Source organism: Aeromonas sp. CD (assembly GCF_033349375.1).
GTDB classification, from domain to species: Bacteria; Pseudomonadota; Gammaproteobacteria; order Enterobacterales; family Aeromonadaceae; genus Aeromonas; species Aeromonas hydrophila.
The window spans coordinates 295,408-320,441 of record NZ_CP137631.1 but is presented as its reverse complement, the minus strand read 5'-3'; the positions used below and the strand labels follow the sequence as shown (position 1 = coordinate 320,441).

26 protein-coding genes are annotated in these 25,034 nt (G+C 63.4%); 9 read left to right on the top strand and 17 right to left on the bottom strand.

The annotated features are described in order from the left end of the window. Positions 1-63 precede the first annotated feature (63 nt). Both R2E40_RS01430 and torA read left to right on the top strand, forming a co-directional pair. Complete coding sequence (locus tag R2E40_RS01430) at positions 64-1,194, top strand: NapC/NirT family cytochrome c (RefSeq protein WP_318164591.1); 1,131 nt, start codon at positions 64-66, stop codon at positions 1,192-1,194. A 22-nt stretch (positions 1,195-1,216) separates the two neighbouring features. After that, positions 1,217-3,697, top strand: a complete 2,481-nt coding sequence (gene torA / locus R2E40_RS01425) for a trimethylamine-N-oxide reductase TorA (protein ID WP_318164590.1) — start codon at positions 1,217-1,219, stop codon at positions 3,695-3,697. A gap of 74 nt (positions 3,698-3,771) precedes the next feature. On the opposite strand, the gene R2E40_RS01420 is transcribed toward torA, so the two are convergent. From R2E40_RS01420 to R2E40_RS01405, 4 genes are all read right to left on the bottom strand, one after another. Further along, positions 3,772-4,233, bottom strand: coding sequence for a hypothetical protein (locus R2E40_RS01420; protein ID WP_010635837.1), 462 nt, complete (start codon positions 4,231-4,233; stop codon positions 3,772-3,774). Positions 4,234-4,274: 41 nt separating this feature from the next. Beyond that, positions 4,275-5,624 carry a sensor histidine kinase gene (locus tag R2E40_RS01415; protein ID WP_168755809.1) on the bottom strand — a complete coding sequence of 450 codons (1,350 nt, stop codon included), beginning with the start codon at positions 5,622-5,624 and terminating at the stop codon, positions 4,275-4,277. A gap of 37 nt (positions 5,625-5,661) precedes the next feature. Continuing rightward, positions 5,662-6,318: a response regulator transcription factor gene (locus tag R2E40_RS01410; RefSeq protein WP_011707717.1), complete on the bottom strand. Its 657-nt coding sequence runs from the start codon at positions 6,316-6,318 to the stop codon at positions 5,662-5,664. Between the two features lie 86 nt (positions 6,319-6,404). After that, complete coding sequence (locus tag R2E40_RS01405; RefSeq protein WP_318164589.1) at positions 6,405-6,737, bottom strand: hypothetical protein; 333 nt, start codon at positions 6,735-6,737, stop codon at positions 6,405-6,407. 63 nt (positions 6,738-6,800) lie between these two features. Here R2E40_RS01405 and R2E40_RS01400 point away from each other — a divergent pair, with 63 nt between their 5' ends. Further along, the gene (locus R2E40_RS01400) at positions 6,801-7,046 is read left to right on the top strand and encodes a PepSY domain-containing protein (RefSeq protein WP_010635834.1); all 246 of its coding nucleotides are present in this window, start codon (positions 6,801-6,803) and stop codon (positions 7,044-7,046) included. Positions 7,047-7,090: 44 nt separating this feature from the next. Here R2E40_RS01400 and msrQ read toward each other — a convergent pair whose 3' ends face one another. Together msrQ and msrP are read right to left on the bottom strand one after the other, a co-directional pair. After that, positions 7,091-7,723 (bottom strand): protein-methionine-sulfoxide reductase heme-binding subunit MsrQ, encoded by a 633-nt coding sequence (gene msrQ, locus R2E40_RS01395; RefSeq protein ID WP_166464287.1) that lies wholly within the window; start codon positions 7,721-7,723, stop codon positions 7,091-7,093. Positions 7,724-7,742: 19 nt separating this feature from the next. Beyond that, positions 7,743-8,744, bottom strand: coding sequence for a protein-methionine-sulfoxide reductase catalytic subunit MsrP (msrP, locus tag R2E40_RS01390; RefSeq protein WP_318164588.1), 1,002 nt, complete (start codon positions 8,742-8,744; stop codon positions 7,743-7,745). Positions 8,745-9,114: 370 nt separating this feature from the next. On the opposite strand from msrP, the gene R2E40_RS01385 reads away from it, so the two are divergent. After that, positions 9,115-9,597 carry a DUF1097 domain-containing protein gene (locus R2E40_RS01385; RefSeq protein ID WP_011707721.1) on the top strand — a complete coding sequence of 161 codons (483 nt, stop codon included), beginning with the start codon at positions 9,115-9,117 and terminating at the stop codon, positions 9,595-9,597. A gap of 81 nt (positions 9,598-9,678) precedes the next feature. On the opposite strand, the gene R2E40_RS01380 is transcribed toward R2E40_RS01385, so the two are convergent. The 4 genes from R2E40_RS01380 to R2E40_RS01365 form a co-directional block, all read right to left on the bottom strand. Then, a complete protein-coding gene (locus R2E40_RS01380; protein ID WP_011707722.1) occupies positions 9,679-10,959 on the bottom strand; it encodes a sigma 54-interacting transcriptional regulator in 1,281 nt (426 codons plus the stop codon). Next, entirely contained in the window at positions 10,956-11,471 is a 516-nt protein-coding gene (locus R2E40_RS01375; protein WP_011707723.1) for a hypothetical protein, read from the bottom strand. Before R2E40_RS01375 ends, R2E40_RS01380 begins: the two co-directional genes overlap by 4 nt. A gap of 8 nt (positions 11,472-11,479) precedes the next feature. Next, a complete protein-coding gene (locus R2E40_RS01370; RefSeq protein ID WP_318164587.1) occupies positions 11,480-12,880 on the bottom strand; it encodes a HAMP domain-containing sensor histidine kinase in 1,401 nt (466 codons plus the stop codon). A gap of 98 nt (positions 12,881-12,978) precedes the next feature. Continuing rightward, a complete protein-coding gene (locus tag R2E40_RS01365; protein WP_017409791.1) occupies positions 12,979-13,071 on the bottom strand; it encodes a YnhF family membrane protein in 93 nt (30 codons plus the stop codon). Between the two features lie 129 nt (positions 13,072-13,200). On the opposite strand from R2E40_RS01365, the gene R2E40_RS01360 reads away from it, so the two are divergent. Next, complete coding sequence (locus tag R2E40_RS01360) at positions 13,201-13,716, top strand: 2-amino-4-hydroxy-6-hydroxymethyldihydropteridine diphosphokinase (RefSeq protein WP_318164586.1); 516 nt, start codon at positions 13,201-13,203, stop codon at positions 13,714-13,716. Between the two features lie 3 nt (positions 13,717-13,719). Here the strand turns inward: R2E40_RS01360 and R2E40_RS01355 are convergent, their stop codons facing one another. Beyond that, on the bottom strand, positions 13,720-14,424 hold the full coding sequence (locus R2E40_RS01355) for an SDR family oxidoreductase (RefSeq protein WP_318164585.1): 705 nt from the start codon (positions 14,422-14,424) through the stop codon (positions 13,720-13,722). Positions 14,425-14,544: 120 nt separating this feature from the next. Here R2E40_RS01355 and R2E40_RS01350 point away from each other — a divergent pair, with 120 nt between their 5' ends. Further along, positions 14,545-14,949 (top strand): CBS domain-containing protein, encoded by a 405-nt coding sequence (locus R2E40_RS01350; protein ID WP_016352284.1) that lies wholly within the window; start codon positions 14,545-14,547, stop codon positions 14,947-14,949. On the opposite strand, the gene R2E40_RS01345 is transcribed toward R2E40_RS01350, so the two are convergent. Further along, a complete protein-coding gene (locus tag R2E40_RS01345) occupies positions 14,946-15,482 on the bottom strand; it encodes a DUF2301 domain-containing membrane protein (RefSeq protein ID WP_041216795.1) in 537 nt (178 codons plus the stop codon). The two genes, R2E40_RS01350 and R2E40_RS01345, sit on opposite strands and share 4 nt — an antisense overlap. An 85-nt stretch (positions 15,483-15,567) precedes the next feature. Between R2E40_RS01345 and R2E40_RS01340 the strand changes: the two genes are divergently transcribed. Then, complete coding sequence (locus tag R2E40_RS01340) at positions 15,568-16,332, top strand: substrate-binding periplasmic protein (RefSeq protein ID WP_124251372.1); 765 nt, start codon at positions 15,568-15,570, stop codon at positions 16,330-16,332. Positions 16,333-16,426: 94 nt separating this feature from the next. Here R2E40_RS01340 and asnC read toward each other — a convergent pair whose 3' ends face one another. Beyond that, positions 16,427-16,888: a transcriptional regulator AsnC gene (asnC, locus tag R2E40_RS01335; RefSeq protein WP_011707730.1), complete on the bottom strand. Its 462-nt coding sequence runs from the start codon at positions 16,886-16,888 to the stop codon at positions 16,427-16,429. Between the two features lie 153 nt (positions 16,889-17,041). Between asnC and asnA the strand changes: the two genes are divergently transcribed. Next, positions 17,042-18,034: an aspartate--ammonia ligase gene (gene asnA / locus R2E40_RS01330; protein ID WP_318164584.1), complete on the top strand. Its 993-nt coding sequence runs from the start codon at positions 17,042-17,044 to the stop codon at positions 18,032-18,034. A gap of 209 nt (positions 18,035-18,243) precedes the next feature. Here asnA and R2E40_RS01325 read toward each other — a convergent pair whose 3' ends face one another. The 4 genes from R2E40_RS01325 to rluD all read right to left on the bottom strand — a co-directional run bounded on the left by R2E40_RS01325 (position 18,244) and on the right by rluD (position 24,049). Next, positions 18,244-19,068 carry an MBL fold metallo-hydrolase gene (locus R2E40_RS01325; protein WP_318164583.1) on the bottom strand — a complete coding sequence of 275 codons (825 nt, stop codon included), beginning with the start codon at positions 19,066-19,068 and terminating at the stop codon, positions 18,244-18,246. A 60-nt stretch (positions 19,069-19,128) separates the two neighbouring features. Then, entirely contained in the window at positions 19,129-21,702 is a 2,574-nt protein-coding gene (clpB, locus tag R2E40_RS01320) for an ATP-dependent chaperone ClpB (protein ID WP_024945187.1), read from the bottom strand. A 376-nt stretch (positions 21,703-22,078) separates the two neighbouring features. Then, the gene (pgeF, locus tag R2E40_RS01315) at positions 22,079-22,816 is read right to left on the bottom strand and encodes a peptidoglycan editing factor PgeF (RefSeq protein ID WP_318164582.1); all 738 of its coding nucleotides are present in this window, start codon (positions 22,814-22,816) and stop codon (positions 22,079-22,081) included. A 252-nt stretch (positions 22,817-23,068) separates the two neighbouring features. After that, positions 23,069-24,049, bottom strand: coding sequence for a 23S rRNA pseudouridine(1911/1915/1917) synthase RluD (rluD, locus tag R2E40_RS01310; RefSeq protein WP_011707736.1), 981 nt, complete (start codon positions 24,047-24,049; stop codon positions 23,069-23,071). A gap of 117 nt (positions 24,050-24,166) precedes the next feature. On the opposite strand from rluD, the gene R2E40_RS01305 reads away from it, so the two are divergent. Next, a complete protein-coding gene (locus R2E40_RS01305; RefSeq protein WP_017409782.1) occupies positions 24,167-24,922 on the top strand; it encodes an outer membrane protein assembly factor BamD in 756 nt (251 codons plus the stop codon). The last annotated feature ends 112 nt before the right edge of the window (positions 24,923-25,034 follow it).

The following is a 25,034-nucleotide window of genomic DNA, read 5'->3' as shown; positions in this document are numbered from 1 at the left end:
AATCAACTACCTCTCCATGGATACTACTATATTGGTAATATTTGATCGTAGGAAAACGCCGTCATGCTTGGAAAATTGTTGAGAAAAACCTGGTTCTGGCTACTGCTGCTTGGAGCCCTCTTGGGCGTTGCAGCGCTGGGGGTCACGGTGACCGTCATGCACAAGACCAGCTCCACCGAGTTCTGCGTCTCCTGTCACTCCATGCAGACCCCGCTGGCAGAGTATCAGGGCAGCGTCCACTTCCAGAACGTGAAGGGCATCCGCGCCGAGTGCGCCGACTGCCACATTCCGGGTGATCCCACCTCCTATCTGTGGACCAAGATCCGCGCCGTGAAGGACATCTATCACGAGGCGATCGGCACCCTCGACACCCCTGAGAAATACGAGGCTCACAAGCTGCGCATGGCGCAGTCGGTGTGGGACGAGCTGAAGGCCAACGACTCCGCCACCTGCCGCAGCTGCCACAGCTACACGGCGATGGACATCCTGGCCCAGCGCCCCAACGCCCGTGCCGAGCACCCGGTCGCCATCAAGGAGGGCCAGACCTGCATCGACTGCCATCGCGGCGTCGCCCACATCATGCCCGACATGAGCGGCCTGGCCGCCGCCGGTGCCAGCGAGCTGGCGCAAGCCGCCGCCCAGACCCCGGTCAGCGTCACCACCCGTTACGCCATCGCCACCACCCCGCTCTATCTGGATGCCGGCGCCAAGACTGACGAAGGCACCCTGATGCCCTCCACCCAGGTGGAAGTGCTGGCCAACGACAACGGCCGCGCCCAGGTGCGCATCGACGGCTGGCAGCAGGATGGCGTGAGCGAGGTGTTCTACGCCGCTCCCGGCAAGCGCATCCTGAGCACCCTGCTCGGCGACAAGGCCAAGGCGCAGCTCACCACCGGCAAGAGCGAAACCGACAGCGCCACCAACCTCACCTGGCATCAGGTCAGCCTGACCGCCTGGGTGGATCAGAGCCAGCTCATCGGCGATCAGGGCAAGCTGTGGCAGTACGCCTCCACCCTGATGTCCAACAACTGTACCGGCTGCCACGGCCTCACCGCACTGGATCACTTCAACGCCAACCAGTGGATCGGCGTCATCAAGGGGATGGAATCACGCACCTCCCTGACCCCGGAACAGGCACGCATGTTGACCCAATACGTCCAGAAACATGCCAGTGACATGAACGCGGCGCACTAAGGCTGGCACAGAGGAAATCGTCATGACTTTTTTTACCGATAAGCAAACCAATCTCTCCCGCCGCAACCTGCTCAAGGGGCTGGGCGCCTGCGCCGCCCTGCCGCTGCTGGCCGGCGTCTTCCCGAAGAGCGCGCTGGCCCAGGCCATCAGCACGGCGCTTGAACAGTTCCCGACCCTGGTGCCCGCCCAGAAGGGCATCCTGACCGGCGCCCACTGGGGGGCTTTCGAGGCCATCGTCGAAGAGGGCCGCATGGTACGGGTCCAGCCGGTGGCCGATGATCCGGCCCCCAACGATCTCATCGACATGGCGCCGTTCCAGGTCCACGCCAAGAACCGCATCAAGTACCCCATGGTGCGCAAGAGCTGGCTGGAGCAGGGCCCGGGGGCCAAGCCCGAACTGCGCGGCGCCGACGAGTGGGTGCGAGTGAGCTGGGAGAAGGCCATTGCCCTGGTGGCCGGCGAGATAGGCCGGGTACAGAGCGACTTCGGCCCGCAGGCGATCCACGCCGGTTCCTACGGCTGGAAGAGCGTCGGCATGTTCCACAACAGCCGTACCCTGCTGCACCGCCTGATGAACCTGGCGGGCGGCTTCACCGGCTATGCCGGCGACTACTCCGCCGGCGCCGCCCAGGTGATCATGTCCCACGTGATGGGCTCCATCGAGGTGTATGAGCAGCAGACCGCCTGGCCCAACGTCATCGAGCACGCCGAACTGGTGGTGCTGTGGGGGGTCAACGCCCAGGTCACCCTGAAGAACAGCTGGAACATGCCGGATCACGAAGGTCAGGCCGGTTTCAAGGCGCTCAAGGAGAAGGGTACCCGCATCATCAGCATCGACCCTGTCTACAACGAAACCGCCAAGCTGGCCGGGGCCGAGTGGATTGCGCCGAACGCCTACACCGACGTGGCCATGATGCTGGGGGTAGCCCACACCCTCTACAGCGAGCAGAAGCACGATCAGGCCTTCCTCGACCGCTACACCACCGGCTTCGACAAGTTCCTCGCCTATCTGCTCGGCCAGGAAGACGGCCAGCCGAAGAGCGCCGAGTGGGCGAGCACCATCTGCGGCGTCGATGCCAAGGTGATCCGCCAGCTGGCCCTCGACATGGCGTCCAAGCGCACCATGATCATGGCGGGCTGGGGCATGCAGCGGCAGCAGCACGGCGAACAGCCCAACTGGATGCTGGTCACCCTGGCCGCCATGCTGGGCCAGATTGGCCTGCCGGGTGGCGGTTACGGCTTCAGCTACCACTACTCTTCCGGTGGCAGCCCCACCGCCAAGGGCGGCATCCTGGCGGGCATCTCCGCCGGCAATGCGCCGAAGAACGGGCCGGCGCCGATCCCGGTGGCCCGCATCGCCGACTGTCTGGCCAACCCCGGCAAGACCATCGACTTCAACGGCCGCAAGGTGACCTACCCGGACATCAAGCTGGTCTACGTAGCGGGCGGCAACCCCTTCCACCACCACCAGGACACCAACAACCTGGTCAAGGCCTGGCGCAAACCGCAGACCGTGATCGTGCACGAGCCCTACTGGACCGCCACCGCCAAGCACGCCGACATCGTCCTGCCGGCCACCACCAGCTACGAGCGCAACGATCTGGAGATGGGCGGCGACTACTCCCAGCGCTACGTCTTCCCGATGCACCAGTGCGTGCCGCCCCAGTTCGAGGCGCGCAACGACTTCGACATCTTCCGCGATGTCGCCGCCAAGCTGGGCCTGCAGGAGCAGTACACCGAAGGCAAGGACGAGATGCTGTGGCTCAAGCAGATGTACGACGGCATGGCCGCCCAGGCCCGTGGTGCGCGGGTGGCGCTGCCGCCGTTCAACATGTTCTGGGAGTCCAACAACTACATCCGCTTCCCGGTGCCCGAGGCGAACCGCCAGTGGATCCGTCACGCCGATTTTCGCGAGAACCCGCTGCTCAACCCGCTCGGTACCCCGTCCGGCAAGATCGAGATCTTCTCCAGCACGGTGGCCGGCATGGGTTATGCCGACTGCGCTGGCCATCCCAAGTGGTATGAGCCCAAGGAGTGGATCAAGAGCAAAGAGGCGGCCCGCTATCCGTTGTCGCTCAACACCTCCCACCCGACCCAGCGGCTGCACTCCCAGCTCGACAACACCCCGCTGCGGGACAAGTTCGCCATCGCCGATCGCGAGGCGATCCTGATCCACCCGGACGACGCCAAGGCGCGCGGCATCCAGGATGGCGATCTGGTGCGGGCCTTCAACGACCGCGGCCAGATCCTGGTGGGGGCCCTGCTCTCGACCGACATCCGCCCCGGGGTGGTGCGGGTGTGCGAAGGGGCCTGGTTCGATCCGGCCAAACCGGGCGAGACGGGGAGCCTGTGCAAGAACGGCAACGTCAACTGCCTCACCTTCGACGAAGGCACCTCCAGCCTGGCGCAGGGCAACTGCGGTCACATGGCCCAGCTGCAGATCGAGAAGTACCAGGGCCCGGCCCCGGTCAACACCGCTCACGCGGTGCCGGCCAACGCCTGAGCAGAGGACTGAGCAACAAAAACGGCGCCATCAAGGCGCCGTTTTCTTATCGCGATTTGTGGTGTGACTCAGAATCAGAAGTCACCCTCAACCATATACTCTTCCGCACACTCCACCAGCTGGGGCCAGAGTTCTTCCGGCACCCAGGCATCCGGGTCATCTTCATCCCCGTCGTACTGGCTCCAGAAGTAGCGGCGCAGGCCGGAGGCGAAGTCATCGCTCAGCTCGGCCAGCTCGGAGAGCGGCCCCAGCCAGGCGATGCGGCGCAGGCCGGAGGCGAGATCGTTGATGGCGTCCATCAGGCCGCGATCGTCGAAGCTCTGCTCCACCAGCAGGGTGAAGCGCTCACGCGCCCGCTCGGTCTGATCCTCATCCAGCTCGCCCACATCGGCCAGCAGGTCGACGAAATCTTCCAGCAGGAAGGCAATCAGGCTGTCGCGATCCTCAAACCACTGGATCTGGGCCCCCTTGGTGCCCAGCACGGAGGCATCGAACGAATCGTCGAGGTGACACAGTGCCCATGGATCATCGGTCATGGTTCTCTTCCTCAGGCTAAAACAGGTGCCATATCTTATGCCTAGCTCTCCACTCTTGCCACCTTGGGCAACGAGAGAGAAGCCGCCAGCCCGCCGAGCTCGGCGCGCCCCATGATGAGGCTGCCGCGGTAGGCTTCCGCCAGATCGGAGACGATGTTGAGACCCAGGCCCGAGCCCGGCACCTTCTCGTCGAGGCGCACCCCGCGCAGCACCGCCTTGGCGATCTGATCCTCGCTCATGCCGGGACCGTCATCCTCGATGCGCAGGGTGATCCAGCCCCCCAGCTCGGCGCTGGAGATGCGCAGCCGGCCGGCCGACCACTTGAAGGCGTTCTCCAGCAGGTTGCCCACCATCTCGTCGAAGTCCTGCTCCTCCACCCCGACCGCCAGGGTGGGCGGCACCTGCAGGTCCACTTCCCGGCCCGGATAGAGGCGGGAGAAGGCGCGGCAGATGTACTCCACCCGCGCCCGCACCGGGGTCGACACCCCGAGGATCTTGGCGGCGCCGGTCACCCGCGCCTTGCCGAGGTGGTAATCGATGTGGCGCTGGATCTGATCGAGCTGCTCGCCGAGGGCGGCCTGATCCTCCGGTGGCAGCTGGGCCACCTGATTGCGCATGATGCTGAGCGGCGTCTTGAGGGCGTGGGCCAGGTTGCCGGTGTGGGAGCGGGCCCGCTGCAGCAGCTCACCGTAGTGGTGCAGCAGCCGGTTGATGTCCTCCACCAGCGGCTGGATCTCCAGCGGATAGCGCAGCCGGAACCCCTCCTGATGGCCCTGATGGACCCGGCTCAATTCGCGCCGCAACAGGTGCAGCGGCCGCAGGCCGTAGACGATCTGGAACATGAAGCCGAGCACCAGCCCGGTCGCGGCAAAGCCGAGGCCGAGGAACAGGCTGATGCGGGTCTTCTTCAGGGTCTGGGTCAGGGCGCTGCTGTCCTTGGCCATCACCAGGGTGAACACCCGATCCGAACCGGGCAGCAGCACGGTACGGGTCATGATCAGCAGCGGCTCCTTGTTGGGCCCCTTGCCGACGAAGAGATCCGGATCGCCAAAGGCCGACTTCAGGCCGTGCACGTCGAGGTGCACATCCCACAGGGAGCGGGAGCGGCTGACCACACTCTCCCCCAGCTCCAGCTGCCAGTAGTAACCGGAGTAGGGCTGGCGAAAGCGGGGGTCGGCCATGGGTTCGGTGACCACCGGCAGGCCATCCGGCTGGATCTCGAGGCGGGAGAGCAGATCGTAGAGCTGCAGGCGCAGGCCGTCGGCCTCCGCCTCCTGCCAGTAGTTGCGCATCATGGTCTGCAGGCTGAAGCCGGTGGCGAACAGGAACAGGCCGCACCAGACCATGGCGATGACCACCAGTCGCCCCCGCAGGGTGCGCACCAGCCTCATTCAGCCGCTCCGACCAAAGAGGGCATCAAGATCCGGCTCATTCGTTGATCCGATAGCCAAGGCCGCGCACCGTCTCGATGAGATCGGAGTGGGTCTTCTTGCGGATCCGGCCGATGAACACTTCCACCGTATTGGAGTCGCGGTCGAAATCCTGAGCGTAGATGTGATCGATCAGCTCGCTGCGCGACACCACCTTGCCCCTGTGCTGCATCAGATAGCCGAGCACCCGGAACTCGTGGGCGGTCAGCTTGATGGGGGTGCCTTCGTACCACACCTGGGACGCCGCCATGTCGAGCCGCACCCCGCCGATCTCCAGGATCGAGCTGGCGTTGCCCGCCGCCCGCCGCACCAAGGCATGGACCCGGGCCACCAGCTCGGCCACCTGGAACGGCTTGGTGAGGTAGTCGTCGGCCCCGGCGTTGAGCCCCTCGATCTTCTCGTGCAGCTGGCCACGGGCGGTCAGCACCAGTACCGGGGTGTCGATCCCCTTGCTGCGCCACTCCTTCAGTACGCTCAGGCCGTCGCGGCCCGGCAGACCGAGATCCAGAATGATGGCGTCGTAGGGCTCGGTCTCGCCGAGAAAGCCGGCCTCGTTGCCGTCGTGGCAGAGGTCGGTCACGAAACCGGACAGGCGCAGCTGTTCCGCCAGCTGGCCCGCCAGGGTCTTCTCATCTTCAACAATCAGAATTCGCATAAATGGGTATCCAAAGCAGGGTTGTGCCGGTACCGGCGGCGGTTGGGGAACGAACCGGATGGCGGCGCGTTCGCGGACTCACTCCATCACTCCTCTTCCGGGGGCGGACGCGGTTCGAACAGCCGCTCCAGATGATGGCCCTTGAGCCACACCATCTCCAGGTTGTCGGCCCGATAGCCCACCTTGATGACGCTGTTCTCGCTGTCGATCAGCTTGAGTTCGTACAGCCAGATGCCGTCCTCTTCCCCCAGATCGACCCGCAGCACCCGAACCGGCAGGCGGGAAGCCACCGCCATCACCTCATGAAAGGGGCGCACCCGTCCCTCGCTGACCGCCTGCTGCAGCAAGGCCTCGTTCGGCGTGGCCGCCTGTGCCAGTGCCGGCAGCAGCAACCCAAGCAGAGACAGGGCTCTATTCATGGATGATTCATCTCCCAAAACCTAACATAATGCCGTTTATAGTCTGCCAGCCATGAATCCGGAATGAATATGATCCGACGCAGTTTCCTGCTGATCCTTTGCCTCTTCTCCACCCTCGGCTGGGCGGCCGAGAGCCGTCTCGACATGGCCGGGCTGGTCAAACTGCTGGTGGCCCAAGGGTATCACGACATTCGGGAAGTGGAGCTGGAAGGGGACAAATTCGAGGTGGAAACTCTGGATGCCCAGGGGCAGCGGGTACGACTCCTGGTGGACGCCCATACTGGTGACATCAAAAAAGAGGCCGACTAGGCCTCTTTTTTATGGCGGGTTGTCGGGGCGGCACCCTGCCTGCCTCATGCCTCCCTCAGTTTCTGCGGCCGAAGCCGGCGCCAGGGGCGCAGCAGCTTGTCGCGGCGCGGCACCAGCAGGGCGCAGGCCAGCAGCAGGTAGATGAGCGGCTCCTGCCAGCCGCTCTTGAGCGACCACCAGTAGTGCACCGGCACCAGCAGGGCCACCGCGTAGATCCAGTTGTGCAGCTTCTGCCAGACCGGCCCCATGCGCCGCAGCAGGGCCGGGATCGAGGTGAGGCTGAGCGCCAGCAGCAACAGCAGCGCCACCATCCCCACCACTATGTAGCTGCGCTTGACCAGCTCGCCGCCAATCAGCCCCCAGTCGAACTGCAGATCCAGCCCCAGCCAGACCATAAAGTGCAGACCGGCCCAGGCCGCGCACCAAAGCCCGAGCGGGCGACGCAGCTTGATGAGCTGCCCCTGCCGCCAGCGTTTGGCCAGCGGCGACACCAGCAGGGTGAGCAGCAGCAGGTTGAGCGCCCCCTTGCCCAGATAGTGGGTCAGCCCCTGCACCGGATCCCCTCCCAGCAGGCCGCCGGGCACGGCCACCAGCAGCCAGAGCAGAAACCCCAGCGAGGCGAGGTGTACCAGCGCCCGCAGCAGGGTGATGTGACGCGCCGTCAGTCGCAGAGTCATGGTGTCAGCTCCTCTCGTCTCAATACCACTTGCGCAGATCCATGCCCTGATAGAGGGACGCCACCTCGTCAGCATAGCCATTGAATGGCAGGGTCGGCTGGCGCTTGGCCCCGAAGATGCCCCCCTCGCCGATGAAGCGCTCGCTGGCCTGACTCCAGCGCGGGTGATCCACCGCCGGATTGACGTTGGCGTAGAAGCCGTATTCGTTGGGGGCCAGCAGGTTCCAGGTGGTGGGCGGCATCTCCTCCACCAGCCGGATGGAGACGATGCTCTTGATGCTCTTGAAGCCGTACTTCCAGGGCACCACCAGCCGGATCGGCGCGCCGTTCTGGGCCGGCAGCGCCTTGCCGTAGAGCCCCATCGCCAGGAAGGAGAGCGGGTGCATAGCCTCGTCGATGCGCAGCCCCTCGACATAGGGGTAGTCGATGCCGCCACCGAGGGAGCGCGACGCCTGTCCCGGCAACTGCTCCGGATCATAGAGAGTTTCGAAGGCCACGAACTTGGCGCGGCTGGTGGGCTCGGCCCGGCGGATCAGATCCGCCAGCGTGATGCCGCTCCAGGGCAGCACCATGGACCAGGCCTCCACGCAGCGCAGCCGGTAGATGCGCTCCTCGAACGTGCTCTTGTTGATGAGATCCCACACGTCCAGGGTAAACGGCTTGGCCACCTCCCCTTCCACCTTCAGGGTCCAGGGCTCGGGCTTGAGGTAGTGGCTGTTGCGGGCCGGATCCCCCTTGTCGGTGCCGAGCTCGTAGAAATTGTTGTGGGTGGTGGCCTTCTCCTCCGGCGTGAGGATCAGCCCCTCCGGCCGTGCGGCGGCGTGGATGTTGAGCGCCCGGGTCGCGACCGGCGCCGGCTTGTCGCCAGAGAAGAGATCGAGCACCCCAGCCTGGGTCGGAAACGCCAGGGTGGCGGCGCCGAGCCCCAGCCCTTTCAGGATCAGGCGGCGATCCTGATAGACGGCTTCCGGCGTGACGCCCTGTTCGGTGAGGTGGTGGGCAGAGCGGCGCTTGAGCAACATGGAAAAACTCCCGGGGCGATGAGGGTAACAATCATAAGACCCGCCCCGGCCGAGTTTTATTTCACGGAAAATTACATGAATTGATAGAGGGGCAGTGCCTTGGCCATGGTTCCGACCAGAAACAGCACTACGAACACCAGCAGGGGAACGATCACATTTGGCACCATCAGACTCACTCCATGAGCAGGACAGGGCCTCTAACTATGGAGCAGGGGCCAGCGCCTCACCATGAAATATTTTCGCGAGCGCAAGCGTATTCCTGAGTTGAAATGAGTGATGCGGATCACACACAATCCCGCCCCTGCTTGCCGCCCCTCTTGCGCGGGGTAGGCTCCCTTTTTTCCGAATTTCACTACTGAAGAGTCACGCCATGAGCCCATTGATCGCCATCGCCATCACGACCGGGATCCTCTCCGCCGTCTGGGGCTGGGTCGCCGTTACCCTCGGCCTCATCTCCTGGGTCGGCTTCCTCGGCTGCACCAGCTATTTTGCCTCCAGCGGCGGCTACAAGGCGCTGCTGCAGACCCTGCTGTGCAATGCCAGCGGCATGCTGTGGGCCCTGCTGCTGATCCATGGCGACGCCTGGTGGGGCGCCGGCGTGGCGGGCTACCTGATGACCGGGGTGGTGGCCACCCTGATGTGCGTGCAGGCCAAGCAGCAGTGGCTCGGCTACATTCCCGGCACCTTCGCCGGTTGCTGCGCCACCTTCGGCGCGGCGGGAGAGTGGCGGCTGATCCTGCCGTCGCTGGTGATTGGGGCGCTGTTCGGCTACCTGATGAAGGCGAGCGGCCTCTGGCTCTCCCACAAAACCCAGAAAACCCAGGCCACCGCTGGCGTCACCGACCCGGCCTGATCCTGGCGATGTGACCGATCCGGTCTGAAACAAGAGGGGCGGTCCGTCATCGACGGGCCGCCCCTCTGTCATTTATCCCTTCTATCCCTTCGACTTGAAGTTTGCGGCTTCGATGCCGTGCCGATTCAACAGCTTGTAGAAATCGGTGCGGTTTCTACCCGCCATGTTGGCTGCCAGGGTCACATTGCCCTCGGTGGTACGCAGCAGCCGGATCAGATACTCCTTCTCGAACTCGGCCCGCGCCTCGTTGAACGAAGGGATGCCGCCACTGCCGCCGCTCAGCGCCGACTCCACCATGGCGGCACCGATCACCGGGCTGCAGCAGAGGCTGGCCAGCTGCTCCACCACGCTGCAGAGCTGGCGCACGTTGCCGGGCCAACCCGCCGCCGCCAGCAGGGCCAGCGCCTCCGGTGAGAAGCCGAGGGCGGCGCAGTCGCCATGGCGGCTGCGATAATCATCCAGCGCCTGCCTGGCCAGCAGCGGAATGTCTTCGCTGCGGGCGCTCAAGGGGGGCAAGGTGATGTTGGCCACGTTGAGCCGATAGAAGAGATCTTCCCGAAAGCGTCCCTCCTCCATCGCCGCCACCAGATCCTGATGGCTGGAGCTGATGACCCGCACCTCGGGCGTGCCCTGGCCGTACTCTTGCAGCACCTGCAGCAGCTTGGCCTGCAGTGACTCCGACAGGTCCCCTATCTCGTCGAGAAACAGGGTCGCTCCCTTGGCCTGTTCAAACAGGCCGGACTGGCCATCCTCGCCGAACAGCTGCAGATCCAGCGCCGCCCAGGGCAGGGCGGCACAGTTGATGACATGCAGCGGCTTGTCACGCCGGCTGCTGGCCTGGTGCAGCGCCTGGGTCATGACGCCCTTGCCGGAACCGGAAGGGCCCATGATCAGCACGGGCACTTCCATGGCGGCGATGCTGCCAGCCTGGATCAGCAGCTGCTCCATCTGCGGGTTGCGAGTCAGGATCAGCGACTGCCAATCCTGTCGCTGCTTTGGGCGCGTCAGGCTCAACGCGTGCTCTATGGTGGCGAACAGCTCATCCTTGTCGATGGGCTTGGTGAGAAAGCTGAACACCCCGGAGCGGGTGGCCTGAATGGCATCAGGAATGGTGCCGTGGGCGGTCATGATGATGACCGGCAGCCCCAGCCACTGGGACTGGATCCGCTCGAACAGCGCCAGTCCGTCCATGCCGGCCATGCGCAGATCGCTCAGCACCAGATCGGCCCGTTGCTGGCGCAGCCGGTCCAGCGCCCCTTCGGCACTGTCAGCGGTATCCACCTCATAGCCCTGGCTGCGCAGGCGCATGCTCATCAGCTTGAGCAAGCTGGCATCGTCATCGACCAGCAGGATGCGACTCATTTCAGCGCCTCGCCATTGCCGTTCAGCTTGCGCTGATTGAGTTGATCATCGATGGCGGAGAGTTGCTCGATCTGGCGGCGCAGACGCTGCACCTCCTGACTCTGATCGTCGCGCCGGCTGTCGCGGGCCAGCAGCTCCTCGCCGAGGGCTATCCAGCTGCGCAGGAAAGCCTGGGCATCCAGCCCGAGCTCCGGCAGCAGGCTCTTGAGCTTGTCCAAACCGGCCCGCCGGCTGGCCACCGACTCGGAGGGGTGGGTGTTGACCATGGCCAGGCTGACCCGGCTCTCGATATCGGTCGCCCCCTTGAGGCGCTGGCGCTCCTGGGCCCGCTGCTGGGCATGGCTGGCCAGCAGCCAGTCCGAGTATTGCAGGCGCACCTGCATCTCCTTGTTGGCAAACTCCATCCGTTTGGCGAGGGCGAGATCCGGCGACGCCGCCGGGTCACGCGCTGGCAGCAGGGAACAGCCTGTGAGCAGGCTCATCATCAATACCGGAACAACACATTGTTTCATCTTGGGCTTCACTTCAACGTCAACCGGAAACAGACATCCGCCTGTTCATCTTCAACCAATACCAACTCGCCGCCAAGGCTCATCGCCGATTCCCGGGCGATGGAGAGCCCCATTCCGGAGCCTTTCAGCAGCCCTTGGCGCACAATACTGCCCTGCTCGAAGGGCTCGAAGATCCGTTCCCGCTCGGCCAGCGGAATCGCGGGCCCTTCGTTGGCCACCTCCAGCCAGCTGCCGTTGCCATCCTGCCCGGCGCGGATCCAGATCTGCCCGCCGCTGGCACCGTAGCTGACCGCATTGGAGAACAGATTATCGAGGATCAGCCGCAAGCGATATGGCTCGGCCTGCAGGGTGATCGGATCGGTCGGCAAGTGTACACTGATTTGTTTGGATTCCAGCGCCAGCCGGTACTCTGCAGACAATTCTGACAGCAGGGGCGCCAGCGCCACCGGGGTCAGGGTGAACACTTCCTGCTGGCTGAGTCGGTTGAAGTCGAGCAGCCGTTCGATCAGGGTCTGCAACCGGCGGCTGTTCTCCTCCAGCATCTGGCAGATCTCCTGCTGATCCGGGGTGAGCGGCCCTACAAGCTGCTCGGAGAGCAGATCCGCCCCTTCCCGCAGCACCGCCAGCGGGGTCTTCAGCTCGTGGGAGACGTGGCGCAGGAACTGGTATTTCTGCTGCTCCAGCTCCTTCAATTTATCGTGCAGCCAGACGATCCGCTCCCCCAGCAATACCAGTTCGGCCGGCCCGTCCACCGGGCGTTTGTCCGGTTCCACACCGGCACCCAGACTCAAGATCCGCGACTCAATCTGACGCACCGGGTGGATGATCAGATAGGTAAACAGCAGCACCAGCAGCAGGCTGAGCACCGCCACAAAACCGCTGACCCACCAGATCTCCGTCATCAAGGCGGCGATGGTCGCCCGCACCCGGCTGACATGCTCGTCTACCTGGCTGCGGGTGATAATCTCAAGCTGCTGATTAACCTGATTAAATTCATCAAATTTGGGGCTGTTTGACTCGGCCTTGGCACGGGCGAGATCCTGCAGGCTGTCGAGCCAGGCGAGCGCCTGCTCGAGCCCCGTGTAAGCCTCGGCATCCGGGATGGAACTCTGGTGAGCGGCCAGCAGGCTGCGATAACTCGCCAGCTGCAGCTGATAACTGGCCAGGATGCGCTCATCCCCCAGCACCGCATAGCGACGAAGAGTACGTTCAAGATCAATGGCTTGAGTAGTCAGCAGCGTCGCTCGACGGGTGTCGCGCACCGCCCGTTCCAGCTCGTCGCTGGTCAACTGGCTGAGGTGTTCGAGGGACTGGCTGTCGTGCCAGATCATGCCGCCCAGAGGCATCAACACCAGAACGAACCCCATCAATACCACTTGCAGCAGGGAGCGTGGGCGTACCTTGGTCATCTTGGACTATCTCAATTCAGCAGGGGTGGGTCAGCATATCTGCACTCCCCCAAAAAGCAAAACCGGCCAAAGGGCCGGTTCATGCTGCAGCTTGGGCATTACGCCAGACCGACGGATGCCACACAGATAATCAGGATCATGGCCAACGCGCCAGATGCGGTCAGCAGTGCCCATTTCAGTTCCACGCTCATGCAAACCTCCTTTCTTGCCAAGATGATAGAGCCTGATCACAACAGACAAACCGATGTTAATGCATAGTTAACCCGATAACCGTGAGCTGTGTATGAATTTCAGATGAGCCCCATCCAAGGACCGGCGACATGTTCTATCTGTGTAGCATTGGATCGAATCTTGACCCCCATCAGCACGTCAGTCAGGCGGTCGGCGAGCTGCTCGTTCACTTTGGCCGCCTGCAGCTGAGTTCGGTGATCCAGACCAAGCCGGTCGGGATGCACTCCAGCCATGATTTCCTCAACTGCCTGTTCGTCACCGAAAGTGAGCTGGCACCGCACCAGCTCAAGGCACATTTCGTCGCCATGGAGCTGGCCCACGGCCGGGATCGCAGCGATCCGCGCTGCAAGGTGCTGGACCGGCCGCTGGACATCGACATCCTGGCCAGCAGCCAGAGCGATGACTTCTCCACCGCCCGGGTCGACGCCTATCTCGACGAACTGCTGGCGGAGCTCTATGGCCGTGGCCAGGTGCATGATCGCAAGGTGACCCTGCCGCTGCACACCCGCTTGATGGCGGGCAAGGTGATCGAGGAACGCCAGGTCGGCCTCGCCCCCATCGCCCTGCAACAGGAGATGGCGACCCCCGCCGCGCTCCTGCGCTGACCCCTAGATGACGGCCAGACCGCGGCCACCATCCACCCGGATGCTGGCCCCGGTCATGTAGTCGTTCTGCATCAACAGCTGAACCGCCTGCCAGATGGGCGCCAGCCCCCCTTCCCGCGCCAGCGGCGTCTTCGCCAGCACCTGCTGGCGCCACGCCTCGCCATGTTCGTCGAGAAACAGAATGGGGCCCGGCTCTATAGTATTGACCCGAACGGCCGGCGCCAGCTCGCGGGCAAAGCTCATGGCCAGCGAATGGGCCCCCGCCTTGGTGGCCACATAGCTGGCAAACTGGGGCGCCGGAGCGTGGATGTAGATATCGGTGATGTGGATGATGCCGGCATTGGCGTTGCGCGCCAGCTGGAGCGCCAGCGCCCGGTTGAGCTGGAAGGGGGCAGCCATGTGCACCCGGTAGAACTGCTCAAACTGGGCCAGCTGCGCCGCCGGATCCACCGCCTGCGGCTCAAACGCCGAGGCGTTGTGGATCACCAGCGCCAGATCCTGATGGACGGCCAGCGCCTCGATCAACTTGCCGACCTCCTCCTCACGCGCGAAATCCACCTGCACCAGCTCGACCCCCAGCGCCCGCAGCCGCGCCAGCTCGGGTCGCTCGCTGCGATAGCTGCCCGTCACCTGCCAACCTGCCGCCACCAGCTGTTCGCACAGATAGAAACCAAGCCGGCGGCCACACCCCGTCACCAATGCACGCATACCTTCTCCTTGATTGTCCGGCCGGGGGATACCTATCGATCCCCACGGCACAAGCCATTGGCCGTGGCCGCCACTCGGCGGGCATAGTGGCGCCATTGCCACCTTAACGGAGCCACTTCCATGTTACAGATCCGCGATCACATGAGCCGTTCGACCCACTCCCTCACCCCGCAACTCGGCCTGGCCGAGGCGCTGGACCGGCTGCATGACTCAGGCCTGAGCGGCCTGCCGGTGCTGGACCCGCAGCAGCGGCTGATCGGTTTTCTCTCCGAGCAGGATTGCATTCCGAGCCTGCTCACCGGCAGCTATCACTGCGATACCCGCACCCGGGTTGAGGATCTGATGAGCCGGACACCGCTCTCGGTCAGCCCGGATGACAGCATACTTGACCTGGCTCGCCAGATGACCGAGGCCAGACCCAAGGTCTATCCGGTGCTGGAGGGGAACCGGGTAGTCGGCATCATCAGCCGCCGACAGGTCATGCAGGCTCTCAACGCCCAGATGAAGGGTTGCCTGCCCACCTAAATCTGGTAGCGCCCCTTGTCGCCGATATCGAAGTGCAGCGGCATGCGCCACTTGGCCAGGGAGAGCAGACAGAGCAGCAACCCGCACACCAGCGCCACCAGGGCGGCGGCCCAGCCGATACCGGCCAGCTCCAGCAGCCACAACAGGGGCAGCAGCAAGGGGACCGCCCTGATCCCCGGAATGGCGAAGCAGAACTGCTCCTTGAAGGCCAGCCCCGCCAGCGTGGCCAACGCCGCCCCCAGCACCAGCACATCCGGTGCCCCGCTCGCACTGAGCAGCAGGGCGCCCCAGCCCAGCCCCTGCAGCACAAAGCGAATGCGCTTGTCATAGACATGCAGGCATAACCCGCATACCCCGCTGGCCACGGCCAGCGCCACCAGCCAGCTCGCCGGCGCCAAAAAATCCTGCCCGAGCAGCAGGCTTGCCCCTCGACACAGCAGCAGCAAGGCTGCCAGACTCAAGCCAAGGCGATAGAGGCAGACCGACACTCTGTCGATGCCGTCCAGCTCGCTTTCTATTTCAGGGTTTGCCATCGGCGGTCGCCTCTGTTGCAGGTAGGGGCCAATATACTTGAATTATGCCCGCGAGCGATTCCCTATTCCGTGCAGGAGATGTGGTTTGCGAAGATTCATTCTGCTCTGCCTGTTGTTCCCCCTCTGGCTGCAGGCCAAAGAGTTGATCATCGGTGGCACCCTGGAGCCGCCGCTGAAGTTTCTGGATGCGCAGGGCGTTCCCCATGGTCTGGACGTGGACGTGGTCAGCACCATCTTCGGCAAGCTGCGCATTCCCATCCGCATCGAGCTGACCGACTCCGGCGCCCGGCTGACCCGCAACGCCGAAACCGGGGTGTACGATCTGGTGATGACCCACTCCTACAAGCCGGAGCGGGAGCGCTATCTGCTCTACCCGCAGCAAGCCCATCTGCGCCACAGCTGGCACTTCTTCGTGCGCAAGGCCGACCTGCTGAAGATCCGCTACGACACGCTGGCGGACCTCAAGCCCTGGCGCATCGGCATCACCAAGGATTTCTCCTATACCCCGGAGCTGACCGCCGCCCTCGCCGACCCGGCCTATCACTTCCAGGAGATCCCCATCAACCAGCTGCAGTTGCGCAAGCTGATCGCCGGGCGCATCGACGTGGTGCCCATGCCGCTGGTCACCGCCTTTGCCCAGATCAAGGAGGAGGGGCTGGAGGGCAAACTCGATTACCTGCCCAAGCCGCTCAAGGCCAGCCCTTACTACACCGTCTGGACCAAGGCCAGGGCCGATGCCACCACCCCGGCCCTGATGGCGGCTTACGATGCCGAATTGCTGCGCATGAAGCGTGACGGCCGGCTCAAGGCCATCTACGACCACTACGGCATCCCCTATATCGAGCCCTGATCCCGACCGTCAGGGCTGCACGCCTCGCAAGATCGGGCTATGCAGTGAAATCCGGGTTTCGCATGTGAAATGGAACTCCCGCGTCCCTCAGTCCTTAAGGCTTCACATCCCGCAAGATCGGGTTTTGCAGCGAGATTAACGTCTCGGTGGACTGGATCTCGTCGATGGTCTGGATCTTGTGGATCAGCACCGTCTGCAACTCGTCGATGGAGCGGGTCATCACCTTCATGAAGATGCTGTAGTGGCCGGTGGTGTAGTAGGCCTCCACCACCTCGTCCAGCGCCTGCAGCTTGGCCAGCGCCGAGGGGTAATCCTTGGCGCTCTTCAAATTGATGCCGATGAAGCAGCAGACGTCGTAACCCAGCTTCTTGGGGTTCACCTGCACCCGCGTTCCCTCGATGATGCCCGCCTGCTTCATCTTCTCCACCCGCACATGGATGGTGCCCGGGCTGACCAGCAGTTGTTTGGCAAGCTCGGCATAGGGAATGCGCGCATTCTCCATCAGGGCGGTGAGGATGGCCTGATCGAGATTATCGATCCGATAATTTTCCGGCACTTTTTTGCACTCCCTTTGATGATTCATCATTAATTACCGGTGTATTTTGAAGAAAAAAATACACAAAGCCTATTTCTATTATCGAATATTGAATTTAGTTGGCAATCTGTTGAAGAATCCTCACATCCAACGGGTTCAAGACAGGTATTCAGCATGAAACAGCACTACATTCGCAGCCAGCAACAGATCAGCTTCGTCAAAGAGATGTTCTCCCGCCAACTCGCCCAGCAACTGGGTCTGATGGAGGTGCAAGCCCCCATCCTGAGCCGGGTCGGTGATGGCACTCAAGACAACCTCTCTGGCCACGAGAATGCGGTGCAGGTCAAGGTGAAGACCCTGCCTGAGCACAGCTACGAAGTGGTGCACTCACTGGCCAAATGGAAGCGTCAGACTCTCGGTCGCTTCGGTTTCGGCCCGGGCGAAGGCATCTACACCCACATGAAGGCGCTGCGTCCCGACGAGGATCGCCTCACCCCCATCCACTCCGTCTACGTGGATCAGTGGGACTGGGAGAAGGTGATGCCGAGCGAGCGCCGCGATCTGGCCTACCTGCAGGAAACCGTGCGCGGCATCTGGGCTGCCATCAAGGCCACCGAGCGCGCGGTCTGCGCCGAGCACGATCTGACCCCCTTCCTGCCGGCCGAGATCCAGTTCCTGCACAGCGAAGAGCTGCTGACCCGCTACCCGGACCTCGATGCCAAGGGGCGTGAGCGTGCCATTGCCAAGGAGCTGGGGGCCGTGTTCCTGATCGGTATCGGCGGTGCCCTCTCCCACGGCGAGCGCCACGACGTGCGTGCCCCGGACTACGACGACTGGAGCAGCCACAGCGAGCTGGGACTGGCCGGTCTGAACGGTGACATCCTGGTGTGGAACCCGGTGCTGCAGGACAGTTTCGAGATCTCCTCCATGGGGATCCGGGTCGACGCCGAGGCGCTGCGCCGTCAGCTGGCCATCACCGGTGACGAGGATCGCCTGCAGTACGACTGGCACCAGGATCTGCTGGCCGCACGGATGCCGCAAACCATCGGCGGCGGCATCGGCCAATCCCGTCTGGCCATGCTGCTGCTGCAAAAAGAGCACATCGGCCAGGTCCAGGTCGGCGTCTGGCCGGCCGAGATGAAAGCTGCCGTGCAAGGCATGCTGTAACGAATGAAGGCCATGCCGGCGTCATCGCGCTGGCATGGCAACAGGCAGGTGGCCGTCGGGGTTGAGCGAGCGCATCCCCGGCAGGCTGTAAGAAGCGAGGCCAGCAGTGGCCGCGCTTCGCAATCGGGGGCTTGCCCCTGCGACCCGCTCAACCCACGTCAGGTCGCTTCACTACATTCCTCCCGGCAATCTTCGGATTGCCGCTTTTTTTACGCCGAAAAACTGTGCTCGAACCCGGCCCCGATCTGGCGCTGGCGCGGCAACTCCGCCTTTCTGCTGCCGGTGCAGTGGCAGGCAAACAACTGATCCACCGCCTCTGCCTGCAGATAGGCACCGAGCGCCACCGCCCGCTGTGGGCCGGAAAACTTCAGGTGCAGGCCGCCGATGACGGCATGGATCCGCTCGTCACCACACACCTCCTTGGCCCGCGCTATGATGTTCTCGACCCCGGCGTGACCGCAGCCGATAAAGACGATGAGCCCCTGCTCGCTCTGGTAGGCAAGCGCCGAGTCGTCACTGATAAGGTCTTTCTCCACCCGCCCGCCCCGCACTATGTAGCCGAGCAGCGAAGGCGCAGCCCGGTCGCGCCGCACAATGCTGCCAAGGAACACCAGACGATCCGAGAGCCACACCGGCTCGGCCGAGCAGTGGGGGAGCAAGCCTCTGGCCGGCAGATCCTCCCGAGCCAGCTCCCCCGACAGGCGATAGAGGTTGCGCCGCCAGAAGGGCAGCGACAGGAAGTAGCCCCGCTCGCAGAACACATCCGGACAGGCGATGAGCGGGATGGGTCTTGGATAGGCAGGTAGCGAGCCGACCCCGCCCACATGGTCGTAATGCCCGTGAGAGAGCACCACATGGGTGAGCGAGGCGAGATCGATCCCCATCACGGCGGCGTTGTGGCGCAGCGCCCGGCCACGACCACTGTCGAACAGCACCCTGAGGCCGTCACACTCCAGCAGCAGCGCCAACCCTCGCTCGGGCAGACAGCCAGGCAGATGAACGTCGTCGTCCACCAGCACGGAAAACTTCAGCATCTCGCTCCCCCTGAAAACAAAACGCAGGCACGAGGCCTGCGTTTTTCATCGACAATCCCATTACTGGGTCATGGTGAGGCCATTGCTGTCGGCCCCCAGCACCAGCTTTTTGCCCGGCACGATACGGCCGGAAAGCAGCGCCTGCGCCAGCGGGTTCTCCACCTTGTGCTGGATCGCCCGCTTGAGGGGACGCGCCCCGTAGACGGGATCGAACCCGGCGTGCACCAGCTTCTCGAGCAGCGCCTCGCTCACCTCCACCTCGTAACCCTGGGCCTCCAGTCGACCCATCAGGCTCTTGAGCTGGATGCGGGCGATGGACTTGATGTGCTCCTCGCCGAGCGGGTGGAACACCACGGTCTCGTCGATCCGGTTGATGAACTCCGGCCGGAAGCTGCGGGTCAGCACCTCCATCAGCATGCCCTTCATCTCGTCGTAATCCTTCTCGGAGTGGTGCTCCTGAATGAGATCCGACCCCAGGTTGGAGGTCATGATCACCACCGAGTTGCGAAAATCGACGGTACGACCCTGACCATCGGTCAGGCGGCCATCGTCCAGCACCTGCAACAGGATGTTGAACACATCCGGGTGTGCCTTCTCCACTTCATCCAGCAGGATCACCGAGTAGGGGCGACGGCGTACCGCCTCGGTCAGATAACCGCCCTCCTCGTAACCCACGTATCCCGGAGGCGCCCCCACCAGACGGGCCACGCTGTGTTTCTCCATGAACTCCGACATGTCGATCCGCACCATGGCGTCCTGGGTATCGAACAGGAACTCGGCCAGCGCCTTGCACAGCTCGGTCTTGCCCACCCCGGTGGGCCCCAGGAACAGGAAGGAGCCGATGGGGCGGTTCGGGTCGGACAGTCCGGCACGGGAGCGGCGAATGGCGTTGGAAACCGCCTCGACCGCCTCTTCCTGGCCGATCACCCGGCTGTGCAGCTGATCTTCCATCCGCAGCAGCTTGTCGCGCTCCCCTTCCAGCATGCGGGCCACCGGAATGCCGGTCCAGCGGGCCAAGACATCGGCAATCTCCACATCGGTGACCCGGTTGCGCAGCAGGCTGGTCTCCTGCATCTCGGCCTGGGTGGCGAGATCCAGCTGTTTCTCCAGCTCCGGAATGCGGCCGTACTGCAGCTCGGACATCCGGCCCAGGTCGCCTGCGCGGCGCGCCACATCGAGATCCTGGCGGGCCTGCTCGAGGGCCGCCTTGATGTGCTGGGTGCCGGCGAGGGCGGCCTTCTCGGCCTTCCACACTTCATCCAGCTCGTTGTATTCGCGATCTTTTTCGCTGATTTCCTGATTGATCAGCTCGAGCCGCTTGCGACTGGCATCGTCGTCCTCCTTCATCAGCGCCTGCTGCTCCAGCTTGAGCTGGATGATGCGCCGCTCGAGCCGGTCGAGGGACTCGGGCTTGGAGTCGATCTGCAGCCGGATGCTGGCCGCCGCCTCGTCGATGAGGTCGATGGCCTTGTCCGGCAGCTGGCGATCCGCGATGTAGCGGTGCGACAGCTGGGCCGCCGCGACTATGGCGGGGTCGGTGATCTGCACGTGGTGGTGCAGTTCATAACGCTCCTTCAGGCCGCGCAGGATGGCGATGGTGTCCTCCACGCTCGGCTCCTCCACCAACACCTTCTGGAAGCGGCGCTCCAGCGCGGCATCCTTCTCGATGTACTGGCGGTACTCATCCAGCGTGGTGGCGCCGACGCAGTGCAGGTCGCCACGGGCCAGCGCCGGTTTGAGCATGTTGCCCGCATCCATGGCGCCCTCACCCTTGCCGGCGCCGACCATGGTGTGCAGCTCGTCGATGAAGAGGATGACGTTGCCCTCCTCCTTGGCCAGATCGTTCAGTACGGCCTTGAGCCGCTCCTCGAACTCGCCGCGATACTTGGCACCGGCCACCAGCGCCCCCATGTCGAGGGAGAGCACCCGCTTGTTCTTCAGCCCCTCCGGCACCTCGCCATTGATGATGCGCTGGGCCAGCCCTTCGACGATGGCGGTCTTGCCGACACCGGGGGCACCGATCAGCACCGGGTTGTTCTTGGTACGGCGTTGCAGCACCTGGATGGTGCGGCGGATCTCGTCATCACGGCCGATCACCGGGTCGAGCTTGCCGATCTCGGCCCGCTCGGTCAGATCGATGGTGTACTTCTCCAGCGCCTGGCGATTCTCCTCGGCGTTGGCATCTTCCACCTTCTTGCCGCCACGCACCTTGTCGATGGCCGCTTCGAGTTTCTCCTTGGTCAGCCCCTGGGCACGCAGCAGCTCGCCCAGCGTCCCCTTCTCGTCGAGGGCCGCCAGCACGAACAGTTCGGATGAGATGAACTGATCCTTGCGCTGCTGAGCCAGCTTGTCGCAGACGTTGAGCAGCCGGCCGAGGCCGTTGGAGAGCTGCACGTCCCCTTCCACGCCGCTGACACGCGGCAGACGATCCAGCTCCTCGCCGAGGCGCGAGCGCAGAGAATTGATGTCCATCCCGGTCAGGGTGAGCAGCGGACGGATGGAGCCGCCATCCTGATTGACCAGGGCGGTCATCAGGTGAACGGGTTCGATGAATTGGTGGTCACGACCCAGTGCCAAAGACTGGGCATCGGAAATAGCAATCTGGAATTTGCTGGTCAGGCGATCGAGGCGCATTGCACTCCCCCCTTTCAAGACAGACGCCGCTTGCGCGGCAAACAACATAACTTTCTGAGATGAAAGATGAGGCCCGTACGGACTATTTCAAGGGGCGAGGCTGGTTATTTTTTCTGCAAAGCGGGAAGCAGGCAGGATCCCCGCCCGGCAAGATGCAGGGCGGGAAGCATTGTCAGGGCGCCAGCCAGATTATCGAAGCCATACGACCGGTCTGGCCGTTGCGACGACATGGGCAGTAGCACTGCTCGCTGTATGGGGGGACGCCCCCAGACACTTACTCAGCCAGCCAGATAATCGAGGCCATACGACCGGTCTGGCCGTTGCGACGACATGGGCAGTAGCACTGCTCGCTGTATGGGGGGACGCCCCCAGACACTTACTCAGCCAGCCAGATAATCGAGGCCATGCGGCCGGTCTGGCCGTTGCGACGATAAGAGTAAAACTGCTCGCTGTCGCTGAAGGTGCAGTACTCGCCACCATAGACGGCGGTGACACCGGCGCGTGCTAGGCGCAGCCGGGCCAGCTGGTAGATATCCGCCAGCCATTTCCCTTCGTTGGGCGAAGGGACGAACGCAGCCGCCGCCTCGGCCTGCTCGGCCATAAAGGCCTCGCGCACCTCGCCACCCACTTCAAACGCAGTGGGGCCGATGGCCGGACCCAGCCAGGCCAGGATCTCACCCGGCTCGCAGCCCATGGCGGCGATACTCGCCTCCAGCACGCCACCCTGCAGCCCGCGCCAGCCGGCGTGAGCGGCAGCCACCACAGAACCGGCCCGATCGCAGAACAGCACCGGCAGGCAGTCGGCGGTCATCACGATGCAGGCCTGACCCGCCTCACGGGCGCAGGCGGCATCCGCATCCGGCGCACAGCCGTAGTCGCGGCTGACGGGATGCACCGCGGTGCCGTGCACCTGATTGAGCCAGTTGAGAGTGCCGGGGATCCCCGCCGCCTGCTGCAGCCGGGTCCGGTTGGCCTCGACCCGTGCCGGCTCGTCCCCCACGTGGGCCCCCAGGTTGAGGCCGGCAAAGACCCCCTCGCTGATACCGCCGTCACGGGTGGTCGACAGGGCGCTGACCTTGGCCGGTGCCGGCCAGTCGGGTTCGATCCATTTCATCTGTGGCTCCTCTCCTTCATATAAAGCGGGGCCCCTTGGCTGCAACCAGTCAAGGGGCCCCATATCAGGTCATGCAGGGCGGGATACGGCAGGAATCGTCGCAGAGCCGCCCTCTTCATCAGTTCCAGACCAGATCGTCCGGATTGGCCAGGGTGATCTTGGTATGCAGCACTGCCATCAGCTCATCAATTCCAGACTAAATCATCCGGATTGGTCAGGGTGATCTTGGTGTGCAGCACTTCCATCAGCTCATCAATTCCAGACTAAATCGTCCGGATTGGCCAGAGTATCAGCCCGCAGCACTTCCATCAGGTCCAGCATGTCCTGCGGCGTAGGGGAGTGCCATTCCATCACTTCACCCGTGATGGGATGTGCCAGCTTCAGCATGGTGGCATGCAGTGCCTGACGATGGAAGCCACGCAGGGCCTCGGTCAGCTCGGGGGTGGCGTTGCGCAGCAGACGCAGACGGCCACCGTAAGCGGGATCCCCCACCAGCGGGTGCTTGATGTGGGCCATGTGGACACGGATCTGGTGGGTACGACCGGTTTCCAGTCGCAGCCGCAGACGGGTGTGGCCACGGAACTTCTCGTGCACCCGGTAGTGGGTGACGGACTCGCGCCCATTGGGCACCACGGCCATGTGGGTACGCTGGGTCGGGTGACGGCCGATGGGGGCATCGACGGTGCCGCCGGCGGTCATGTGACCGATGGCGATGGCTTCGTACTCACGGGTGATCTGGCGCGCCTGCAGCGCTTCCACCAAGTGGGTCTGGGCCGGAATGGTCTTGGCGACCACCATCAGACCCGTGGTGTCTTTATCCAGACGGTGCACGATACCGGCGCGAGGCACCTCGGCGATGGCGGGGTAACGGTGCAGCAGGGCGTTGAGAATGGTGCCATCCGGCGTGCCGGCACCCGGGTGGACCACCAGACCGGCCGGCTTGTCGATCACCAGAATGTGTTCATCTTCATAGACGATGTTGAGCTCGATGTTCTGGGCATCCCAACGGGTATCATCCGCCAGCTCGACATCCACATGTACCTTCTGCCCGGCCAGCACTTTCTCGCGCGGGGTATTGGCAACCTGACCATCCAGGGTCACTCTGTCCTGTAAAATCCACTCCTTGATGCGGGTGCGGGAGTAGTCTGGAAACAATTCGGCCAGGGCCTGGTCGAGTCGCTGCCCGAATTGGTGATCCTGGAATTCGCCTGTCAGTTCAATATGCTGGCTCATGTATGGTCTCTTGAGCGGGGGGTATCAATTCGAAATAATCCGGGTATTCTAGCTTTTCTTTTAGCCAAGCATAACGGATACTTTGCCAATTTCGTGGAAATGGACCGGATGTTGTTGATGGGAAAGAAGTCTCACCTGCTGATGTCGCTCGCCTTGGTCGCTACCTTGATCACAGGCTGTTCCAGCACCAAACCCAAGGTACCGGACGAACCGCCGGAGACCCTGTACCAGAAAGCACGCCTCAAGCTGGATGCCGGTAACTACCTGAATGCTATCGAGTTACTGGAAGCTTTGGACTCGCGCTATCCTTTCGGCGCCTACTCCAACCAGGTTCAGCTCGACCTCATTTACGCCTACTACAAGCAGGATGATACTGCCCAGGCGATCGCCAATATCGACCGGTTTATCCGCCTCAATCCGGCGCATAAAAATATCGACTACGTATTCTACATGCGCGGTCTGACCAACATGGCCGGCGATTACAACTTCTTCCAGGACTTCCTGGGCATCAATCGGGACGACAAAGACCCCTCCTATGCCCGTCAGGCCTTCCAGGACTTCAAGACCCTGTTGCAGAACTATCCCAACAGCGTCTATGCCGCCGATGCCCGTGCCCGCATGATAGGTCTGAAGAACCGGCTTGCCCGTTACGACCTGAGCGTGGCCGAGTACTACGTGAAGCGTGATGCGCTGATCGCCGCCGCCAACCGCGCCAAGCTGATCGTCGAGACCTATCCCGACACGGCCGAGACCGAGAAGGCGCTGGAGATCATGATCAACTCCTACGACAGCCTGAAGATGCCGACCCTGGCCCAGCATGCCCGCGAAGTGCTGGCCAAGAACTACCCGGACAATCGTCTCGGCCGCGGCTGACTCGCAGCAACGCAATGAAAAACCGGAGCCACTGGCTCCGGTTTTTTTATGGGCGCCGTTCATGAACGACATTCCCCTTTACCACCCCCGTGCCGGCGGCATGGGGAGAGAC

What these genes read in the sequence shown, in the direction of transcription:
- R2E40_RS01430 (WP_318164591.1), top strand. Translation starts at nt 64, where the DNA reads ATGCTTGGAAAATTGTTGAGAAAAACCTGGTTCTGGCTACTGCTGCTT.
- torA (WP_318164590.1), top strand. Translation starts at nt 1,217, where the DNA reads ATGACTTTTTTTACCGATAAGCAAACCAATCTCTCCCGCCGCAACCTG.
- R2E40_RS01420 (WP_010635837.1), bottom strand. Translation starts at nt 4,233, where the DNA reads ATGACCGATGATCCATGGGCACTGTGTCACCTCGACGATTCGTTCGAT.
- R2E40_RS01415 (WP_168755809.1), bottom strand. Translation starts at nt 5,624, where the DNA reads ATGAGGCTGGTGCGCACCCTGCGGGGGCGACTGGTGGTCATCGCCATG.
- R2E40_RS01410 (WP_011707717.1), bottom strand. Translation starts at nt 6,318, where the DNA reads ATGCGAATTCTGATTGTTGAAGATGAGAAGACCCTGGCGGGCCAGCTG.
- R2E40_RS01405 (WP_318164589.1), bottom strand. Translation starts at nt 6,737, where the DNA reads ATGAATAGAGCCCTGTCTCTGCTTGGGTTGCTGCTGCCGGCACTGGCA.
- R2E40_RS01400 (WP_010635834.1), top strand. Translation starts at nt 6,801, where the DNA reads ATGAATATGATCCGACGCAGTTTCCTGCTGATCCTTTGCCTCTTCTCC.
- msrQ (WP_166464287.1), bottom strand. Translation starts at nt 7,723, where the DNA reads ATGACTCTGCGACTGACGGCGCGTCACATCACCCTGCTGCGGGCGCTG.
- msrP (WP_318164588.1), bottom strand. Translation starts at nt 8,744, where the DNA reads ATGTTGCTCAAGCGCCGCTCTGCCCACCACCTCACCGAACAGGGCGTC.
- R2E40_RS01385 (WP_011707721.1), top strand. Translation starts at nt 9,115, where the DNA reads ATGAGCCCATTGATCGCCATCGCCATCACGACCGGGATCCTCTCCGCC.
- R2E40_RS01380 (WP_011707722.1), bottom strand. Translation starts at nt 10,959, where the DNA reads ATGAGTCGCATCCTGCTGGTCGATGACGATGCCAGCTTGCTCAAGCTG.
- R2E40_RS01375 (WP_011707723.1), bottom strand. Translation starts at nt 11,471, where the DNA reads ATGAAACAATGTGTTGTTCCGGTATTGATGATGAGCCTGCTCACAGGC.
- R2E40_RS01370 (WP_318164587.1), bottom strand. Translation starts at nt 12,880, where the DNA reads ATGACCAAGGTACGCCCACGCTCCCTGCTGCAAGTGGTATTGATGGGG.
- R2E40_RS01365 (WP_017409791.1), bottom strand. Translation starts at nt 13,071, where the DNA reads ATGAGCGTGGAACTGAAATGGGCACTGCTGACCGCATCTGGCGCGTTG.
- R2E40_RS01360 (WP_318164586.1), top strand. Translation starts at nt 13,201, where the DNA reads ATGTTCTATCTGTGTAGCATTGGATCGAATCTTGACCCCCATCAGCAC.
- R2E40_RS01355 (WP_318164585.1), bottom strand. Translation starts at nt 14,424, where the DNA reads ATGCGTGCATTGGTGACGGGGTGTGGCCGCCGGCTTGGTTTCTATCTG.
- R2E40_RS01350 (WP_016352284.1), top strand. Translation starts at nt 14,545, where the DNA reads ATGTTACAGATCCGCGATCACATGAGCCGTTCGACCCACTCCCTCACC.
- R2E40_RS01345 (WP_041216795.1), bottom strand. Translation starts at nt 15,482, where the DNA reads ATGGCAAACCCTGAAATAGAAAGCGAGCTGGACGGCATCGACAGAGTG.
- asnA (WP_318164584.1), top strand. Translation starts at nt 17,042, where the DNA reads ATGAAACAGCACTACATTCGCAGCCAGCAACAGATCAGCTTCGTCAAA.
- R2E40_RS01325 (WP_318164583.1), bottom strand. Translation starts at nt 19,068, where the DNA reads ATGCTGAAGTTTTCCGTGCTGGTGGACGACGACGTTCATCTGCCTGGC.
- clpB (WP_024945187.1), bottom strand. Translation starts at nt 21,702, where the DNA reads ATGCGCCTCGATCGCCTGACCAGCAAATTCCAGATTGCTATTTCCGAT.
- pgeF (WP_318164582.1), bottom strand. Translation starts at nt 22,816, where the DNA reads ATGAAATGGATCGAACCCGACTGGCCGGCACCGGCCAAGGTCAGCGCC.
- rluD (WP_011707736.1), bottom strand. Translation starts at nt 24,049, where the DNA reads ATGAGCCAGCATATTGAACTGACAGGCGAATTCCAGGATCACCAATTC.
- R2E40_RS01305 (WP_017409782.1), top strand. Translation starts at nt 24,167, where the DNA reads ATGGGAAAGAAGTCTCACCTGCTGATGTCGCTCGCCTTGGTCGCTACC.